The organism is Thermoactinomyces sp. CICC 10735 (assembly GCF_016055175.1).
Taxonomy (GTDB): domain Bacteria; phylum Bacillota; class Bacilli; order Thermoactinomycetales; family Thermoactinomycetaceae; genus Thermoactinomyces; species Thermoactinomyces vulgaris.
This window is the reverse complement of the sequence record NZ_JAECVT010000008.1, coordinates 1-18,088: the sequence shown is the minus strand read 5'-3', so window position 1 is coordinate 18,088 and position 18,088 is coordinate 1. Positions and strand designations below refer to the sequence as shown.

15 protein-coding genes, 2 rRNA genes and 1 pseudogene are annotated in these 18,088 nt (G+C 45.9%); 17 read left to right on the top strand and 1 reads right to left on the bottom strand.

Annotated elements, in window-relative coordinates; translation table 11 throughout:
- The 9 genes from rrf to I8U23_RS13205 all read left to right on the top strand — a co-directional run.
- A 5S ribosomal RNA gene (rrf, locus tag I8U23_RS13245) occupies positions 1 to 97 on the top strand; the annotation flags it as partial.
- A 443-nt stretch (positions 98 to 540) separates the two neighbouring features.
- Positions 541 to 1,509: a D-lactate dehydrogenase VanH gene (gene vanH / locus I8U23_RS13240; protein WP_198051124.1), complete on the top strand. Its 969-nt coding sequence runs from the start codon at positions 541 to 543 to the stop codon at positions 1,507 to 1,509.
- Positions 1,502 to 2,533, top strand: a complete 1,032-nt coding sequence (gene vanA / locus I8U23_RS13235; protein ID WP_037997108.1) for a D-alanine--(R)-lactate ligase — start codon at positions 1,502 to 1,504, stop codon at positions 2,531 to 2,533. Before vanH ends, vanA begins: the two co-directional genes overlap by 8 nt.
- A gap of 5 nt (positions 2,534 to 2,538) precedes the next feature.
- Positions 2,539 to 3,168: a D-Ala-D-Ala dipeptidase VanX gene (vanX, locus tag I8U23_RS13230; protein WP_037997107.1), complete on the top strand. Its 630-nt coding sequence runs from the start codon at positions 2,539 to 2,541 to the stop codon at positions 3,166 to 3,168.
- Between the two features lie 249 nt (positions 3,169 to 3,417).
- The gene (gene vanR / locus I8U23_RS13225; protein ID WP_037997106.1) at positions 3,418 to 4,107 is read left to right on the top strand and encodes a VanR-ABDEGLN family response regulator transcription factor; all 690 of its coding nucleotides are present in this window, start codon (positions 3,418 to 3,420) and stop codon (positions 4,105 to 4,107) included.
- On the top strand, positions 4,104 to 5,231 hold the full coding sequence (gene vanS, locus I8U23_RS13220) for a vancomycin resistance histidine kinase VanS (RefSeq protein ID WP_037997104.1): 1,128 nt from the start codon (positions 4,104 to 4,106) through the stop codon (positions 5,229 to 5,231). The genes vanR and vanS overlap by 4 nt, the downstream gene beginning before the upstream one ends.
- A gap of 202 nt (positions 5,232 to 5,433) precedes the next feature.
- Positions 5,434 to 5,913, top strand: coding sequence for a VanZ family protein (locus tag I8U23_RS13215; RefSeq protein ID WP_198051123.1), 480 nt, complete (start codon positions 5,434 to 5,436; stop codon positions 5,911 to 5,913).
- A 579-nt stretch (positions 5,914 to 6,492) separates the two neighbouring features.
- Entirely contained in the window at positions 6,493 to 7,695 is a 1,203-nt protein-coding gene (locus I8U23_RS13210; RefSeq protein WP_037997101.1) for a quaternary amine ABC transporter ATP-binding protein, read from the top strand.
- Positions 7,692 to 9,410 (top strand): ABC transporter permease/substrate binding protein, encoded by a 1,719-nt coding sequence (locus tag I8U23_RS13205; protein WP_037997100.1) that lies wholly within the window; start codon positions 7,692 to 7,694, stop codon positions 9,408 to 9,410. Before I8U23_RS13210 ends, I8U23_RS13205 begins: the two co-directional genes overlap by 4 nt.
- A 40-nt stretch (positions 9,411 to 9,450) precedes the next feature.
- On the opposite strand, the gene I8U23_RS13200 is transcribed toward I8U23_RS13205, so the two are convergent.
- The gene (locus I8U23_RS13200; protein ID WP_037997099.1) at positions 9,451 to 10,725 is read right to left on the bottom strand and encodes a PTS sugar transporter subunit IIC; all 1,275 of its coding nucleotides are present in this window, start codon (positions 10,723 to 10,725) and stop codon (positions 9,451 to 9,453) included.
- Positions 10,726 to 11,036: 311 nt separating this feature from the next.
- Here I8U23_RS13200 and I8U23_RS13195 point away from each other — a divergent pair, with 311 nt between their 5' ends.
- From I8U23_RS13195 to I8U23_RS13160, 8 genes and pseudogenes are all read left to right on the top strand, one after another.
- Complete coding sequence (locus I8U23_RS13195) at positions 11,037 to 11,339, top strand: PTS sugar transporter subunit IIB (RefSeq protein WP_037997097.1); 303 nt, start codon at positions 11,037 to 11,039, stop codon at positions 11,337 to 11,339.
- 1 nt (position 11,340) lies between these two features.
- The gene (locus I8U23_RS13190) at positions 11,341 to 11,643 is read left to right on the top strand and encodes a PTS lactose/cellobiose transporter subunit IIA (RefSeq protein ID WP_037997095.1); all 303 of its coding nucleotides are present in this window, start codon (positions 11,341 to 11,343) and stop codon (positions 11,641 to 11,643) included.
- Between the two features lie 16 nt (positions 11,644 to 11,659).
- Entirely contained in the window at positions 11,660 to 12,745 is a 1,086-nt protein-coding gene (locus I8U23_RS13185; RefSeq protein ID WP_049720230.1) for a DUF871 domain-containing protein, read from the top strand.
- Between the two features lie 30 nt (positions 12,746 to 12,775).
- A complete protein-coding gene (locus I8U23_RS13180; RefSeq protein ID WP_037997090.1) occupies positions 12,776 to 13,333 on the top strand; it encodes a glycerol-3-phosphate responsive antiterminator in 558 nt (185 codons plus the stop codon).
- 196 nt (positions 13,334 to 13,529) lie between these two features.
- Positions 13,530 to 14,237: pseudogene (locus I8U23_RS13175) on the top strand (MIP/aquaporin family protein); the annotation flags it as partial.
- 26 nt (positions 14,238 to 14,263) lie between these two features.
- A complete protein-coding gene (gene glpK / locus I8U23_RS13170) occupies positions 14,264 to 15,766 on the top strand; it encodes a glycerol kinase GlpK (RefSeq protein WP_037997089.1) in 1,503 nt (500 codons plus the stop codon).
- A gap of 114 nt (positions 15,767 to 15,880) precedes the next feature.
- Entirely contained in the window at positions 15,881 to 17,548 is a 1,668-nt protein-coding gene (locus I8U23_RS13165; protein ID WP_049720226.1) for a glycerol-3-phosphate dehydrogenase/oxidase, read from the top strand.
- Positions 17,549 to 17,801: 253 nt separating this feature from the next.
- Positions 17,802 to 18,088: ribosomal RNA gene (locus I8U23_RS13160) — 16S ribosomal RNA — on the top strand; the annotation flags it as partial.

Here is an 18,088-nt window from a genome sequence, read left to right as displayed (position 1 = left end):
GGGGATCCACCCGTTCCCATCCCGAACACGGAAGTTAAGCCCTCCAGCGCCGATGGTACTTGGGGATGACCCCTGGGAGAGTAGGTCGTTGCCAGGCAACAATATCCCTTACCCCTCTTAAGCATGTTGCTTAAGAGGGGTTTTTGATATTCTTTTGAATCCATTTGAAACCGTACGTATTAGGAAAACATCAAGGTTATCTCTATTTTTTCTTAAGAAATTATCAATATAATACTAAAAAACAGCTCGTTCCTTTTCGGTAGACTTAATGCCGTAGGAACGAGCTGTTTTATGTGAAATGCCAGGTAGAGGAATGACTGTTCCATAGCCGCATAAATGTCACGACTTAAAAAGGATCTGTTTATCTCCTCAGGATAGTTATGAATACATGGGGAATTTCAACTGAAGGCCATCCTTGGATGAAAGGCGTATGTGGATCGTCAGGTTGTTATCACGACAACATAAAGAGAAACAAAAGAAAAGGATTAGATAATCAGTTGTCATGGAGAGAAAAATGATTGACGGAAAAGAGGTGAAAGAATGAAAAAGATCGGCATCACCATTTATGGATGCGAAAGAGATGAGGCTGAGGTTTTCAAAGAACTTTCTCCACGTTTTGGTGTCATCCCTACCATTACAAGCTCTGCCGTCTCAGAAACCAATGCAACATTGTCCCGGGGAAATCAATGCATCAGTGTTGGACACAAATCTGAGATTTCCAAACGCGTTCTAATCGCATTAAAGGATTGCGGCGTTAAGTATATCTCAACTCGAAGCATTGGTTGCAACCATATCGACATTCAGGCAGCAGAAAGTTTGGGAATCACTGTCGGAAACGTGAGATATTCACCGGATAGTGTTGCCGATTATACGTTGATGTTGATGCTGATGGCTATACGCAAAGCCAAATCCGTTATGAGTCGTGTGGAAAAGCATGATTTCAGATTGGATCATGTCCGTGGCAAAGAGCTGCGTGACATGACTGTTGGTGTATTGGGAACCGGTCGTATAGGCAAAGCCGTGATTGAGCGGCTGCACGGGTTTGGATGTCGTATACTGGCGTATGGTCACAGCCAAGAGGTGGCGGCAAATTATGTGTCCTTCAATGAGTTGCTGCAAAATAGCGACCTGATTACCATTCATGTACCACTTAACGCGGACACATACCATATGATCGGTCGCGAACAGATTAATGCCATGAAGCAAGGCGCATTTCTAATTAATACAGCGCGGGGAGCGCTTCTGGATACCAATGCTCTGATTCAAGCGTTGGAGAATGGTAAGTTGGGCGGAGCAGCGTTGGATGTGTTGGAAGGTGAGGAAGGATTTTTCTATTTTGATCATTCACGAAAATCAATAGATCATCCATTCATACTTAAGCTGCAAAAGATGCCGAATGTGATCATCACGCCGCATACGTCGTACTACACGGAACGGGCATTGTATGAAACCGTTGAAAAGACAATATTAAATTGTTTGGAATTTGAGAGGAGAGAGGCACTTGTCTAGATTAAAGATCGCCGTCTTGTTTGGCGGATGCTCAGAGGAACATGATGTGTCGGTAAAATCTGCGGTCGAGATTGCCAATAACATTGACACGGAAAAATACGAGCCCATTTACATTGGAATCACCCGATCCGGAACTTGGAAAATGTGCGAAAAACCTGGTGTGGAATGGGAAAGTGGCAATTGCTGTTCCGCCGTGCTGTCGCCGGATAAAAAAATGCATGGATTGCTTGTACAAAAGAACAATGAATATGAAATTCAACACGTAGATGCAGCATTTTCGGTTTTGCACGGCAAGTCGGGTGAGGATGGATCGATACAAGGTCTTTTTGAATTGTCCGGAATCCCGTATGTGGGCTGTGATATTCAAAGCTCAGCAATTTGTATGGATAAATCGCTGACATATATCATAGCCAAAAATGCTGGCATCGCTACTCCGGAATTCAGGGTGATCCATAAGGATGATCTGTTGGATGCGGATGTTTTGTCCTATCCTGTTTTTGTCAAGCCGGCACGTTCCGGTTCATCCTACGGTGTAAAAAAAGTCTATTGTGCGGACGAATTAAACGATGCCATTCAATTGGCTGGAGAATATGACAGCAAAATCCTGATTGAGCAAGCTGTAATGGGATATGAGGTTGGTTGTGCCGTACTGGGAAACGGTTCCGAGCTGATGGTTGGCGAGGTGGATCAAATCACGCTGCAATACGGTATCTTTCGTATTCATCAGGAAGCCGAGCCGGAGAAAGGTTCTGAAAATGCAGTGATAACCATTCCGGCAGACTTGTCGGTAGAAGATCGGGAACGGATTCGTGAAACGGCAAAAAAAATATACAGAGTGCTTGGGTGCAGAGGTCTTGCCCGTGTTGACATGTTCTTACAAAACAACGGCCGCATTGTCCTAAACGAAGTCAATACCTTGCCCGGATTCACATCGTACAGCCGGTATCCCCGTATGATGGATGCTGCTGGCATCAAACTTCCGGAATTGATTGACCGTCTGATCGAATTGGCATTAAAGAGGTGATAAGTATGGAAAAAGGATTTATATTTTTGGATGAAATTTTGTACGGAGTTCGCTGGGATGCCAAATATGCTACATGGGATAATTTCACAGGGAAACCGGTAGACGGATATGAAGTTAATCGCATCGTGGGAACTTATGACTTAGCCCTTGCGTTGCGAAAGGCACAAAAACAAGCAGAAGCTCTCGGGTATGGTTTGCTGTTGTGGGACGGCTATCGGCCCCAAAGGGCGGTGGAATGCTTTTTACGTTGGTCCGAACTACCGGAAGACAATCTTACCAAAGAAAGATATTATCCGAATATCGAGCGATCCGAATTAATCACAAAGGGATATGTTGCGCCATTATCAAGCCACAGCCGTGGAAGTGCAATTGATCTTACGCTTTATCGGTTGGATACCGGTGAACTTGTCCCCATGGGAAGCAGTTTCGATTTTATGGATGAACGCTCACATCACACCTCAAAAAAAATTTCAAGCAATGAAGCGAAAAACCGCCGGTTGTTACGTTCAATCATGGAAAACAGCGGATTTGAAGCTTACGAATATGAATGGTGGCACTACGTATTAAGAAACGAACCTTACCCTGATACGTATTTTGATTTCCCCATTGTCGGGAACCATCAAAAAGAGGACTAAATTGGGGTTCATCAATGAAATTCCGGTTGCGCAAGGGTTTTTTACATCCTTGATGTGTTTTTGCAAACAATGGATTTCTGATTTTATATCCATTGTCTTACTTTAAGATATACGTCTAATCGTATATGAATTAAAATATAGTGGGACAATAACAGATAAATGAATTTCAACATAGTCATCAGCCGGGGTTTCAGTAAACAGGAAAATCAAACTGTTTATATGTGTTGAGAGGAGAATGGGTTGGTAACTGTGAGTGATAAAATACTTGTTGTGGATGATGAACGTGAAATTGCTGATTTGGTTGAGTTATACCTGAAAAATGAGAATTATACCGTTTTCAAATGCTACACTGCCAAAGAAGCGTTGAAATGTATCGATGAGACTGACCTGGATCTTGCCATATTGGACATCATGCTTCCTGGCACAAGCGGCCTTGAAATCTGCCAAAAAATCAGGGACAATCACAATTACCCCATTATCCTGCTGACCGCAAAAGATGCGGAAGTGGACAAGGTGACGGGTCTTACGATCGGTGCAGACGATTATATCACAAAGCCCTTTCGCCCGCTTGAGTTAATTGCACGCGTCAAAGCGCAGTTGCGCCGATACAAAAAATACAATGGAGTAACAGAGCAAAAAGAAAATGTTATAGTTCATGCCGGCATTGTCATGAATATAGACACGCATGAGTGCTTTTTGAACGAGAAACCGTTATCCCTCACCCCTACTGAGTTTTCAATCCTGCGCATTCTTTGTGAAAACAAAGGAAAGGTGGTTAGTTCTGAGCAGTTGTTTCATGAGATATGGGGAGACGAATACTTCAGCAAGAGCAGCAATACCATCACCGTGCATATCCGGCATTTGCGCAAAAAAATGAATGACTCCATTGATAATCCGAAATATATCAAAACCGTATGGGGAGTTGGTTATAAAATTTGAGTGAGAAAAATAACGATTATTACAAATTAAAACGCAAACTATTCCTGTATATCCTTGTAATTGTGATCGCTGCAATTGTATTTGTTTTTTATTTGCGTGAACTCATGCGGTGGAGAACCGGGGAGTGGATCGTACGTTTTTTGGAAAACAGTTTTTACTTAGAGCGTCAGGACGCGATGTTAATATATCAATATACCATACGGAACAATATTACCATCATTATGTATGTGACGATTGCTGTTACGGTTCTGATTCTGTGCCGTATCATGCTGTCGAAATTCGCGAAATACTTCAACGAGATAAATAACGGCATTGATATACTTATCCAAAAAGAGGATAAACAAATTGAACTTTCTCCGGAAATGGAGTTTTTGGAACAGAAACTGAACACATTAAAACTGACACTGGAAAAGCGGGAGCAGGAGGCTAAGCTTGCCGAACAAAGGAAAAATGACTTTGTCATGTACTTGGCACATGATATTAAAACTCCCCTGACATCCATTATCGGTTATTTGAGCCTGCTTGATGAGGCGTCAGACATGCCGGCAGAGCAACAGGAAAAGTATATTCGTATTACATTGGACAAAGCCATTCACCTCGAACGGTTAATCGACGAGTTTTTTGAGATCACGCGATATAATCTCCAAACGATTAAACTTGAAAAAAAGCACATTGACCTGTACTACATGCTGGTGCAAATAACCGATGAATTTTACCCCCAGCTGGCCGTGAATGGAAAACAGGTTGTTATTCATGCTCCGGACGATTTGACGGTATACGCCGATCCCGATAAACTTGCCAGGGTCTTTAACAACATTTTGAAAAACGCCGTGGCATACAGTGAGGACAACAGCGTCATTGACATTACCGCGGGTCGATGCGGGGATATGGTTTCGATCGAGTTTAAAAATGCCGGGAGTATTCCTAAAAGTAAACTGGATGCCATATTTGACAAATTCTATCGGATTGATGACGCCCGCTCCTCCGGCAAAGGGGGAGCGGGACTTGGATTGGCGATTGCAAAAGAAATCGTGACTTTACACGGCGGGCGCCTTTATGCAGACAGTGATAAAACACATACTTCATTTACGGTGGAGCTCCCCGCCATGCCAAGGCAGACTTAAGAAAACATTAAGGAAATTCCCGTGTTTTCTTAAGAAATGATCAACGAAACATTAAAAAAACGACTCGTTCCTTCAGGTAGACTTCATACTGAGGGTACGAGATTTTTTTTGAATCAAAAAATGGTTTTATCGGTTGAAAATCACAGCATTTTTGATCGTTCTGAGGAAAACAAAAGAAAAATACGAATCAGGAGGAGAAACATTGGGAAGTAAAAAGTTTACATTCGGATTATTCACTGTTTATGTATTTGTGCTTGTGTGGTTGGTTCTTTTTAAATTACAGTTTTCTCTTGATTATATAGAAAGAGTGCGGGTCATTAATTTGATTCCGTTTCATCAGTCTCTTTTTTCTGAGGTGGTATATAGCAATATAAGAATTTTTATACCCTTGGGTATTTATATTTGCATGTTGAAAAGTGAGTGGGCTTTTTCGAAAAAAGTGTCAGCCATCGTTGGTTTTACTTTGTCATTTGAAATCATTCAATTTGTTTTGGCGATTGGAAGAAGTGATTTGACGGATATCTTGGCCAATACGCTCGGGGGTGTCATCGGTATTGGAATTTATCAGCTGATATTCAAGCTTCTCAAACACAGAACAAATATTTTTATAAATTTGTTTTCCTTGTGTGTAACATCCTTTGTTATGTATTTCATTATCTTTATATTCAAAAGGCCCATCTAGCTCTCATAAAGCCTGAAAAAGATGCCAAATCAGGTGCCTTTCTCAGGCTTTTTTCATTTCTTCCATTAAATATCTGTTATCCAAAACTCCATCGTTCCTTTTTTGGTATAAATCCATCTTGTTTTCCCGTTTTTTTTTACCGGCAAAAATACAAATGGATCCGTCTGGTTCCGTCAGCTGAAAGGAAAACAGACAATGGGAGAACGATAAAGAGGAAAAAGCGGTGAATCATCCGGTGGGTGCAAAGCATTTTAAAAACAAAAATTCCACTGGAAGATGATTGCCTGCGCTCGGTGAAGATCCGGAGGGTTTAAAATATAAATAAAGTGGTGGGAATATGAAAAAATTTTACGATCCCCCGGATGAAGTTGATAGAGTAAACCATCATGCAGGATTTGTGTTTTCTCAGGAAATACTCTGTGAACGAACATCCTGCTATTTTTGGTTAAAAACAAAATCGTGGTTATGTTTTTAAAATTATACTAATATAACCGTAAATTTTTTAATTTATCATTAAAAACGTGTTTAAAAGATCGATTTTAGGGAAATAAATAACGAAGCAAGATTGGAGGGGAAGTTTTGAACTACCAAATTGAAGTGAAAAATCTCACGAAGATCTTTGGCAAATCAACGAAGAAAGCTTTGAAAATGCTGAAGGAAGGAAAAGGAAAAGAAGAAATTTTCAAGGCGACCGGAGCCACGGTGGGTGTGAACCAAGCAAACTTCGCCGTGGAAAGCGGAGAAATTTTCGTGATCATGGGATTGTCCGGAAGCGGAAAATCGACGCTTCTCCGGATGTTGAACCGTCTGGTTGAACCGACCTCGGGGCAGGTTTTTATCGACAATGAAAACATTGTCGAAATGAATGCGGAGCAATTGCGGGAACTGCGGCGGAAAAAAATCAGCATGGTCTTTCAGAAATTCGCTTTGTTTCCCCATCGCACAGTGATTGAAAATGTTGAGTTCGGGTTGGAGATTCAAGGGATTTCTGCCGCCGAACGAAGAGCGAAAGCCATGGAAAGCCTGAAGTTGGTCGGTTTGGAAAGCTGGGCTGACAGTTATCCCAACCAATTGAGCGGCGGAATGCAACAACGGGTCGGGTTGGCCAGGGCGCTGGCGAACGATCCGGAGATTTTGCTGATGGACGAAGCTTTCAGTGCACTGGATCCCTTGATTCGCAAAGAGATGCAGGAAGAGCTTGTCGATCTGCAACGGTCGATGAATAAAACCGTCATATTTATCACACATGATTTGGATGAAGCGTTGCGCATCGGAGACCGGATCGTGTTGATGCGCCATGGGGAAATTGTGCAAATCGGGACGCCTGAAGAGATCTTGACCAATCCTGCCGATGCCTATGTGGAACGGTTTGTGGAAGATGTCAACCTGGGGAAAGTCCTGACCGCCGAAACGGTGATGCGCAAGGCGGAAACCATCGTTCTCGGAAAAGATGGAATCCGTGTGGCAGGAAAGAAAATGCGGGACAAAGGCATTCCCACGTTGGTGGTGGTTGACCGCAAGCGTTATTTAAAAGGGATGGTCACCGCCGATCAGGTAAAAGAAGCCTTCAAAAAAGAAAAGAAAGTAGAAGATATTTTGGTGAAAGATGTTGTGAAAGTAAAAAAAGACACTCCTTTGCAATCGATTGTATCCGAAATGGGACAACAAGCGGATTCCACCATCCCAGCCGTTGTTGTTGATGACGAGGATCGTGTGCTGGGGATTGTGGGGCGTGGTGCCGTCTGGGCGGCACTTACCGGGCAAGGAGGGGATAGCGAATGAATTTGCCGAAACTCCCTCTTGCCGACTGGGTCGATGCGTTGATTAAATGGATGCAAGAATATTTTGCGCCCTTATTTCATTTTATTCAAGGCATTATTACACCGATCACCGATTTCTTTGAACGGGTTCTATCGGTCACGCCACCATTGGTGACCATCTTGTTGCTGACCTTACTGGTGTGGTTGTTAAGCCGGCTGAGGATTGCCGTCTTTGCACTGGTGGGCTTTTTGCTGATCTATGATCTGGGATTATGGGAAACCAGCGTGGAAACCCTCGCTCTGGTCTTGACATCGACGCTGATTTCGATCATCATCGGAATCCCGCTCGGATTATGGGCCGGGCGAAGTGACCGGGTCAAACAAATTGTCACCCCGGTGCTCGATTTCATGCAGACGATGCCGGCATTTGTTTATTTGATTCCTGCGGTCTTTTTCTTTGCCTTGGGGGCTGTGCCTGCGGTGATTGCTTCGGTGGTGTTTGCCATGCCGCCGACCATCCGCATGACCAGTCTGGGATTGCGCCAGGTGTCCAAAGAGTTGAAAGAAGCGGCCAATGCTTTTGGCTCCACTTCTTGGCAACGCTTGGTCAAAGTGGAGATTCCGCTCGCGAAACCGACTATCCTGGCCGGAATCAACCAAACCATCATGCTTTCCTTATCCATGGTGGTCATCAGTTCCATGATTGGAGCCGGAGGGCTTGGTGAGATCGTGCTTGAATCGATCTCCCGGTTGCAAGTCGGTTTGGGATTTGAAGCCGGGCTGGCGATTGTCATCATCGCGATTGTGTTGGACCGGATGACGCAAAATCTGGGAAAAACAAAAACAGCTCCTTCCGGTGGAAACGGGAAGAAAAAATTCCCGGTCCGCAAATGGATGTCTGTTGTGGCGATCCTAGTGTTTTTGGGCATGGTGATTGCCGCATATGCTGATTTCGGAGGCGGCAAAGAGAAAGTGACATTGGCATACGTCAGTTGGGAATCGGAAATCGCCAGCACCAATGTCGTGAAAAAAGTCCTGGAGAAACAAGGATTTGAAGTTGATCTGGTGGAAACCCAGGCAACCCCGATGTGGCAGGGCGTGGCCCAGGGAGATGTGGATGCTCATGTGGCGGGTTGGTTCCCGGTGACATCCAAAGTGATTGCTGACCAATTCAAAGGGCAATATGTGGATCTGGGCCCCAATTTGGAAGGAGCGCGGGTCGGACTGGTGGTTCCTTCGTATGTCAAAGCCAATTCAATTACAGAGCTGAATCAATATAAAGATCAATTCAAAGGAAGGATTGTCGGAATCGACCCCGGGGCTTCCATGATGCAAACAACGGAAAAAGTGATTGATGAATACGGATTGGATTTTCAATTGATCAATGGTTCGGATGCCACCATGTCCGCTGAATTGTCCAAAGCCATTCAGAAAAAGGAATGGATTGTGGTGACCGGATGGCAGCCTCACTGGAAATTTGCCGATTTCGACCTGAAGTTTTTGGAAGACCCGAAAAAAATGTTTGGCGGGGAAGAAGCCATCCACACGATCGTCCGGAAAGGCTTGAAAGAAGACAAGCCGGAGGTGTACCGGATCCTCGATCGTTTCCATTGGACGAAAGAAGATATGGAAGAAGTGATGTCCGATATCCACAATGGCATGAGCCCTGACAAAGCAGCAGAAAAATGGGTCGAAAATCATCCGGACAAAGTCAAAGAGTGGACACAGGGAGAATGAGGCACAAAGTGAGAGAAGAAAACTCTTCTCTCACTTTTTTTTAAGGTGTTGCATTTTCTTCAGCGCGCATTTTCTTTTCATATGCTTTGAAGAACGGATAGTAAATGAATCCGGACAGCAAAATATTGACAAAAACCAGGAGAATGGCCCGCCAATCTCCCCCGGTGGCCACATAAGCGCCAAACGGGGCGGGAAGGGTCCACGGAGCCAATATGGAAATGCGTTGGATCCAGTCCAAGGAGAAAGCGAGATAAGTGGTGACGGTACAGGCAACCGGTGCGAGAATGGCCGGAATCACAAGGAGGGGATTCATGACGATGGGTACGCCGAAAATGACCGGTTCGTTGATGTTAAACAAGCTGGGGACAATGGAAAAACGGCCGACTTGCCTCAGGTAAGAAGATTTGGAAAATAAGAGCAACAAACAGAGTGAGAGCGTGGTTCCCGAACCACCGATCCAGACAAACCATTGATAAAACGGTTCCACGATCATGTTGGGCAACGGCTGTCCGGATGCCGCCGCGGCCGCATTTTCATCCAACAGCGCAAACCAGATGGGTTGCAAAACGGTTCCCACCACCGCCACCCCGTGGATCCCGGCACACCACAGCAGCATGATGAAAACAACCGGAATCACGGCGCCCAAGAACGTGTTCCCTGCAAAATAAACCAAGGGCGAAAAGAGTTTGAGCAACACATTGTGCAAGTCGATTTCCAGCCAGACGCGAATGATCCACATTAGCAAAATAATGCATGCCGCCGGAATCAATGCTTCAAATGACCGGGACACGGAGGAAGGAACGGATTCGTGCATCTTGATGGAGAAACCTGATTTTTTCAACCAGTGCATGGTTTCCACGGCGATGAACATGGCGATGATCGACATGAACAATCCGGAGCCGCCCATTTTGCTGACGGGAAGCAACCATCCCAGTGCTTCGTTTTCCGGAAGGAGATGATCCAGGTTAACGGGAAGGGTCGCCATGATAAACGTGGCGGCACTGAGCAATCCGCCGGTGATTCCATCCAGATCGTAAGAACGGGCCAGGCTGTACCCCATGCTGAACGAGGCATACAACGCCATCAACCCCAAAGTCAGCCGGTAAGGAATCAAAATGTCTTCCGCGTAAGGTTTGACCATGGCTTCGAGCGAAGGAACGGGAGGTGAGGCAATGATTAAAAAGAGGGAACCGATGATGATGAGAGGAAGCGTTGCGATAATTCCGTCGCGAATGGCCCTTAAATGACGCAATTCCGAGAGTTTGGCGAAAGGAGGCATCCATTTTGTTTCAATCCAGTTTAAAAACCGCTCCATGGCCGTCCTCCTTTTGAAAAAGGATGATATCCAAATGGTTATAAATATTATAACATATATATATCAGAATATTTTTTCTTTTTTGTTTTTAAAACTGTCGTGGCTTGTCTTTTCGGAAAAGGAGGTGGTTGCTTTCATTGATATGAGCGGCGGGGTCCGGGTTGGCGGCCTTGGCAGACAAGATGATATGAAATAATTTGTAAAATATATGAATAGACTTTTTTTATCAATTCTAGTAGATTAAAGGTAAATAAAGCGATGAACTGGAAAAAAGAGGTTATTTTGTGTTGTTAAAAAGGAGAGGATTCGGGATGAAAGTGTTGATTGTGTGTGCAGGAGGCATGTCCAGCGCGATTGTTTTGAAAGCAATTCAGTTGGAAGCTGAAAAACAAGGGCTGCCACTCACCTTGAAAGCGATCGGTGCCCATGAACTGGAAAATGAATTGCCCGATTATGACATGGCACTGGTTGCCCCGCAAATCCGCCACCGGTTTGTTTCGCTTTCTGATATCGGAAAAAAGCTCAATAAAAAGGTGCAACTCATCCCTTCCACGGGATATACGCCGATGGGAGCCCCGAGTGTGATCGAAATGATAAAAAAGGAGTTATCGTAAATTGGAACAAGAAATTTTTGAAATCATATTGCACGCCGGAAACGCGCGCGGACTTGCTTTTGAGTCGTTGGAAGCGGCAGAAGATTTTGATTTTGAAAGAGCGGAGCAGTTGATTCAAGAAGCGGATAATGAGTTGGCGGTTGCGCATCAATTGCAAACAAAGCTGATCCAGGCGGAACTGAATGGAACCCTGAAGGAAAAAACGTTATTATTGATTCATGCACAGGATCATTTGATGACGGCGATGAGTGAGCAAAAATTGATTGAACGGATGATCCGGATCATCAAAAAGCTGAAAGCATGAAAAGGTGGGGAAATCATTGAAACGATTGGGGATCTCTTTATATCCCGGGCGCACCACGTTTGAGAAGGACCGGGCTTATTTGGAAACAGCAGCAAAATACGGATTTTCCCGGGTGTTTACGTGTTTCATTTCACTGAATGAGCAAGACGGTGCCAAGCGGGAACAATTGAAACAAACGATTGCGTATGCAAAACAGCTGGGAATGGAAGTTTATATCGATGTCAATCCGCGCGTTTTTTCCAACCTCGGGGTCCGGGCGGATGATTTGTCTTTATTTCATGACTGGGGGGTTGCCGGAATCCGGCTGGATCTGGGCTTTTCTGGGCAAGAAGAGGCCATGATGACTTACAATCCTTACGGCATCAAGATCGAGATCAACATGAGCCAGGGAACCCGTTCCATCGACCAGATTCTCAGTTACCAACCCAACAAAGAGCAACTGACCGGTTGCCACAACTTTTATCCTCACCGGTATACCGGGTTGTCCTATGATCATTTCGCCCGGACCAGTTCCGCTTTTAAAGCCTTGGGGATTCAAACGGCTGCCTTTGTCAGTTCACAAAGTGCCACCCTGGGGCCGAGAGAGATCGCGGAAGGATTGTGTACCTTGGAAATGCACCGGGAACTGCCAATCGAAATTCAGGCCAAACACTTCTTTATGACCGGGTGGATTGATGACGTGATCATCGGCAATGCCTATGCGTCGGAAGAAGAGTTGAAAAAGCTCAGCCAAATTACTCCGGAAATTCCGGCGTTTACGGTGAACATGTCTGAAGATGCCACGCCTTTGGAGAAAAAAATTGTGTTTGAGGAATCCCATGTATACCGGGGCGATGTTTCCGAATTCATGATCCGTTCCACTGGGAGTCGCGTAAAATATAAACAAGCTTCTTTTCCCCCGCATAACACCCAGGAAATCCGCCGGGGGGATGTTTTGATTGACAACGATCATTACGGCCAATACAAAGGAGAACTGCAAATTGCCTTAAAACCGATGAAAAATGACGGCCGGACCAATGTGGTGGGCCGGATTGAAGAACAAGAATTGTTTTTGCTGGATTATTTGAAACCTTGGAGCCCGTTTCGGTTTGAGCGTTCCTGAGGAATAATTCGAAACAAGAAGGTGTCAAGCATGGAGCATTTCAACAATCAGAAAATATTGCCAGCAGCCAATAATATCAAGGAATTTGAAAAGCTGATGGAAACAGACTTTGAATATGTCATTCTGTTAAACAGCCACATTGCTCAGCTGACAGCTTTAATGAAATTGGCACGGCGCCATCAAAAGAAAGTGCTGTTGCATGTTGATCTGGTTCAGGGGTTGAGAAGTGATGAATACGGTGCGGAATATCTGTGCCAAAAAGTCAAACCGGCCGGATTGATCTCCACGCGGACGCCGGTGATCCAAATGGCCAAAAAAAGATCGTTGATTGCGATTCAACGCATTTTTCTGTTGGATTCGCATGCTTTAAACACCAGCTACCGGCTGATTCAATCGTTCCAGCCGGATTACATTGAAGTCTTGCCCGGAATCATCCCCCATATCATCCGGGAAATTTCCGACAATACCAACGTACCGATTCTGGCCGGGGGCTTGATCCGGACCGTGGAGGAAGCCCGGGAAGCATTACAGGCCGGAGCCGTTGCGATCACGACCTCTGAACAGAAGATATGGAATAAAATTAATTAAAAAGAAATTGATTTATAAAAAACATTAATTTATAATAAGTATGAAATCGTTTTCGCGAATAAAAAGTTAATCAGGCATACCAGTGATGAGACAGGGAGAATCACGACGTCCTTTTTTCTAACGGTTGTGGAAAAAGGTTCTTAGTGATTCTTTTTGTTTTTTTTGGGCATCTCGGGGAAAGGAGCGTATGGATTGGATGACACCGTTTACGGCTGAACTCATTGGAACCATGATCCTGATTGTTTTTGGAGGCGGTGTGTGCGCCGGAGTCAATTTGAAGAAGACATTTTCCCATGACTCCGGTTGGATTGTCATTGTGTTTGGATGGGGTTTTGCGGTGATGTTGGGTGCCTATGTGGCAGGGGACATCAGCGGTGCCCATTTGAATCCGGCATTGACCATCGGTCTGGCAGTGGCCGGCAAGTTCCTTTGGAGCCAGGTACTGTCCTATATCGCTGCTCAGATGATCGGTGCCTTTTTGGGAGCGGTGATTGTCTGGCTTTTCTATTATCCGCATTGGGAACAAACGGAGGACCCCGCCGCAAAGTTGTCTGTTTTTTCCACTGCCCCGGCCGTTCCGAATTTCTTTTTTAATTTGATTAGTGAGATGATTGGGACATTTTTCTTGGTTTTTATTTTGCTGGTCATGGGCGCAGAAGGAATGGCGTTTGCTGACGGGTTAAAAAACCTGATTGTCGGCTTTTTGATTGTGGCGATCGGAATCTCACTCGGAGGGGCCACGGGTTATGCGATTAACCCGGCTCGTGATTTTGGCCCCCGTCTGGCCCATTTTCTTTTGCCGATTCCCGGAAAAGGGGATTCCAATTGGGGATATGCGTGGGTGCCGGTAGTCGGACCGGTGATTGGCGGAATCGTTGCCGCATGGGCTTATCAGATTCTCTTTTAGAGATTAAATGAGGTGATTGGAAAGTGACGAAAAAATATGTATTGGCGATCGATCAGGGAACAACCAGTTCCCGGGCAATTTTGTTTGACCGGCAGGGCAAAATGGTTCACATGGCCCAAAAAGAATTCCAACAATATTTTCCTCATCCCGGGTGGGTGGAACATGACGCCATGGAGATTTGGAGTTCGGTCCAAAGTGTGATTGCCGAACTGTTGGCGAAATCATCCGTGTCCGCTTCTGATATTGCTGCCATTGGCATCACCAATCAGCGGGAAACGACGGTGGTCTGGGACAAAAAAACAGGAAACCCGGTCTATCCGGCGATCGTTTGGCAATCGAGGCAAACGGCCTCCATCTGCGAAGAATTGAATCAAAAAGGATATACCGACTTATTCCGGAAGAAAACCGGTCTTCTCATTGATCCTTATTTTTCCGGGACCAAGGTCAAGTGGATTTTGGATCATGTCAAAGGGGCGCGGGAAAAAGCGGAAAGAGGAGACTTGCTGTTTGGCACCATTGACACGTGGCTGGTCTGGAAGTTGTCAGGCGGACGGGCGCATGTGACGGACTATTCCAATGCTTCCCGGACATTGATGTATAATATTTATGATTTAAAATGGGATCCGGATTTGCTCTCCATTTTGGACATTCCGGGGAAGATGCTGCCGGAAGTGCGTTCCTCTTCGGAAGTGTATACGGTGACGGAAAAATCCTTGTTCTTTGGAGAGGAAGTGCCTGTATCCGGTATTGCCGGGGATCAACAGGCCGCCCTTTTCGGACAGGCGTGTTTTGAACCGGGAATGGCCAAAAACACTTATGGAACCGGTTGCTTCATGTTGATGCACACGGGGGAAAATGCTGTGCCCTCCAAGCACGGGCTGCTGACCACGATTGCCTGGGGTTTGGACGGCAAAGTGGAGTATGCGCTGGAGGGAAGTATTTTTGTTTCCGGATCCGCCATCCAATGGTTGCGGGACGGATTAAAGCTGATCGATGAAGCCGGAGAAAGTGAAGCCATGGCCAATGAAGTGGATTCGACCGGAGGCGTTTATGTGGTTCCGGCATTTGTGGGGTTGGGAACGCCTTACTGGGATTCCGATGCCCGGGGGGCTGTCTTCGGACTGACAAGGGGAACCACCCGGGCGCATTTTGTCAGGGCCACGCTGGAGTCGTTGGCTTACCAAACCAAAGATGTGCTCAATGTCATGGAGGAAGATTCGCAAATCCGGCTGAAAAAACTTCGTGTGGACGGCGGGGCTTCCGTTAATAACTTTTTGATGCAGTTCCAAAGCGATTTGTTGGATGTTCCTGTCGAAAGACCGCTTGTCCTTGAAACCACGGCCTTGGGAGCGGCTTACCTGGCGGGCCTTTCTGTCGGCTTTTGGAAAAGCAAAAAGGAAATTGCTGAAAATTGGGTGATCGATCGTGCGTTCCAATCCAATATGGATGACAAAACCCGGACCCGGTGGTATAATAATTGGAGAAAAGCGGTTGAAGCAACCCGTGCATTTAAAACAGCGGATTAATTTGGATATAAGTTAATAGACGGATGAGATCTGGAGAACAGCCTTGAAACTCCTTTGCCGTATCGGGCACAGGGGTTTTTACGGCTGTTATTTTTTTAAAAGGAGGAAATAACCGTGAGCGGAGCTTTTTCTGTGTTGAACCGGGAACAAAAAATCAAGGATGTCCTTTCCCGGGAAATAGACCTTTTGGTGATTGGCGGGGGGATTACCGGCGCGGGCATTGCGTTGGATGCAAAGACTCGCGGTTTAAACACTGTCTTGATCGAGATGCAGGATTTTGCGGCAGGGACGTCGAGCCGTTCCACCAAATTGGTGCACGGAGGATTGCGGTATTTAAAACAATTGGAAGTCCGTTTGGTGAAGGAAGTGGGGAGAGAGCGGGCGATTGTTTATGAGAATGGCCCGCATGTGACCCGGCCCGAATGGATGTTGTTGCCGGTCATCAAAGGCGGGACGTACGGAAAATTGGCCAGTTCCATTGGGATTTGGCTCTACGATTATCTGGCAGGGGTGAAAAAGAGTGAGCGCCGGCAGATGTTGAACCGGGAAGAAACGCTTGAAAAAGAACCCTTGTTGCGAAAAGAAGGATTAAAGGGAAGCGCTTATTATGTGGAGTACCGGACTGATGATGCGCGCCTGACATTGGAAGTTTTGAAAAAAGCCGTCGAATACGGGGTGGATGCTTTCAATTACATGAAAGCCGAGAAATTGCTGTATCAAGACGGAAAGTTGGTTGGCGTTCAAGTGCGGGATTTGTTGAATGGGGAAATTTATCAAATTTACGCTAAAAAAATTGTCAATGCAACCGGGCCGTGGTGCGATGAAATTCGTGAAAAAGACGGGTCCAAAAAAGGGAAAACCTTGCATTGGACCAAAGGTGTTCACTTGGTGGTGAATCAGGGACGGTTCCCGTTGCGGCAAGCCGTTTACTTTGACACCCCGGACGGGAGAATGGTTTTTGCCATTCCACGGGACGGGAAAACATACATTGGCACGACGGACACGAATTATTCCGGCGATTTGGCTCACCCGCGGGTGACGGAAGAAGACAGGGATTATCTGTTGAATGCAGCCAACTTTATGTTTCCCGACATCCGTCTGACAAAAGATGATGTCGAATCCAGTTGGGCGGGGATCCGTCCGCTGATTCATGAAGAAGGAAAGTCTCCTTCTGAGATTTCGCGAAAGGATGAGATTTTTCGTTCCCCGTCCGGATTGATTACCATTGCGGGCGGGAAGTTGACTGGTTACCGGAAAATGGCGGAAAGAACCGTTGATTTGGTGGCGAAGGAATTGACGGAAGAAGCGGGTTATCAGTTGAAACCCTGCCATACCGACCGCATCCGCATTTCCGGAGGGGATGTCGGTGGTTCCGATCAATGGCAAGGCTTTTTGGAATCGAAGAAAAAGGCCGGGGAAGCGATCGGTTTATCTGCTCAGGCGGCAGAAGAACTTGTTCAACGTTATGGCAGCAACGTGGATCAGGTTTATTGTTATGTGGAGGAAGGAAAAGAGGCGGCTTCCCGATACCAATTGGCTCCGGAAGTTTACGGGATGCTCAAATACGGGATTTTGGAAGAGTCTGTGGCGACTCCTGCCGATTTTTTCATTCGCAGGACCGGCAGTTTGTTGTTCCAAATTGACTGGGTGCATCAATGGAAAGAATCCGTGCTTCAAATGATGAAAGATGAGTTTGGCTGGACGGAGGATGAAGTGAAGAAATATCACGATCAATTGCAAAAAGAATTGGAGGCGGCCACCACAGCGGTTGAAAGGGAATAAGGGCGAGGCTTCCGGATTTCTTTTTCCTTTTCGGGCGAAGCAGGAGATTGCTTCGCCCGTGATTTCAATGGGTTCGAATAGTTTTATTTAGAACGGAAACTTTTTTATTTTTTTGTTGACAAAACCCCATCAAGGTGTTAGGATAGTATCTGTCGCCGCAAGAGAGCGGCCCAAACAAAGTGAAATGAAGTGTTCCTTGAAAACTGAAGAGTGAAGACATGACTCGTTAATTCTTGAGAGTTCACATCAAACTTTTTTGGAGAGTTTGATCCTGGCTCAGGATGAACGCTGGCGGCGTGCCTAATACATGCAAGTCGAGCGGGAGAATCATCCTTCGGGATGAGGATCCAGCGGCGAACGGGTGAGTAACACGTGGGCAACCTGCCCGCAAGACCGGGATAACTCCGGGAAACCGGGGCTAATACCGGATAGTCCTTTTCCCCGCATGGGGAAAAGGGGAAAGGCGGCTTCGGCTGTCACTTGCGGATGGGCCCGCGGCGCATTAGCTGGTTGGTGAGGTAACGGCTCACCAAGGCGACG

What these genes read in the sequence shown, in the direction of transcription:
- vanH (WP_198051124.1), top strand. Translation starts at nt 541, where the DNA reads ATGAAAAAGATCGGCATCACCATTTATGGATGCGAAAGAGATGAGGCT.
- vanX (WP_037997107.1), top strand. Translation starts at nt 2,539, where the DNA reads ATGGAAAAAGGATTTATATTTTTGGATGAAATTTTGTACGGAGTTCGC.
- I8U23_RS13205 (WP_037997100.1), top strand. Translation starts at nt 7,692, where the DNA reads ATGAATTTGCCGAAACTCCCTCTTGCCGACTGGGTCGATGCGTTGATT.
- I8U23_RS13200 (WP_037997099.1), bottom strand. Translation starts at nt 10,725, where the DNA reads ATGGAGCGGTTTTTAAACTGGATTGAAACAAAATGGATGCCTCCTTTC.
- I8U23_RS13195 (WP_037997097.1), top strand. Translation starts at nt 11,037, where the DNA reads ATGAAAGTGTTGATTGTGTGTGCAGGAGGCATGTCCAGCGCGATTGTT.
- I8U23_RS13180 (WP_037997090.1), top strand. Translation starts at nt 12,776, where the DNA reads ATGGAGCATTTCAACAATCAGAAAATATTGCCAGCAGCCAATAATATC.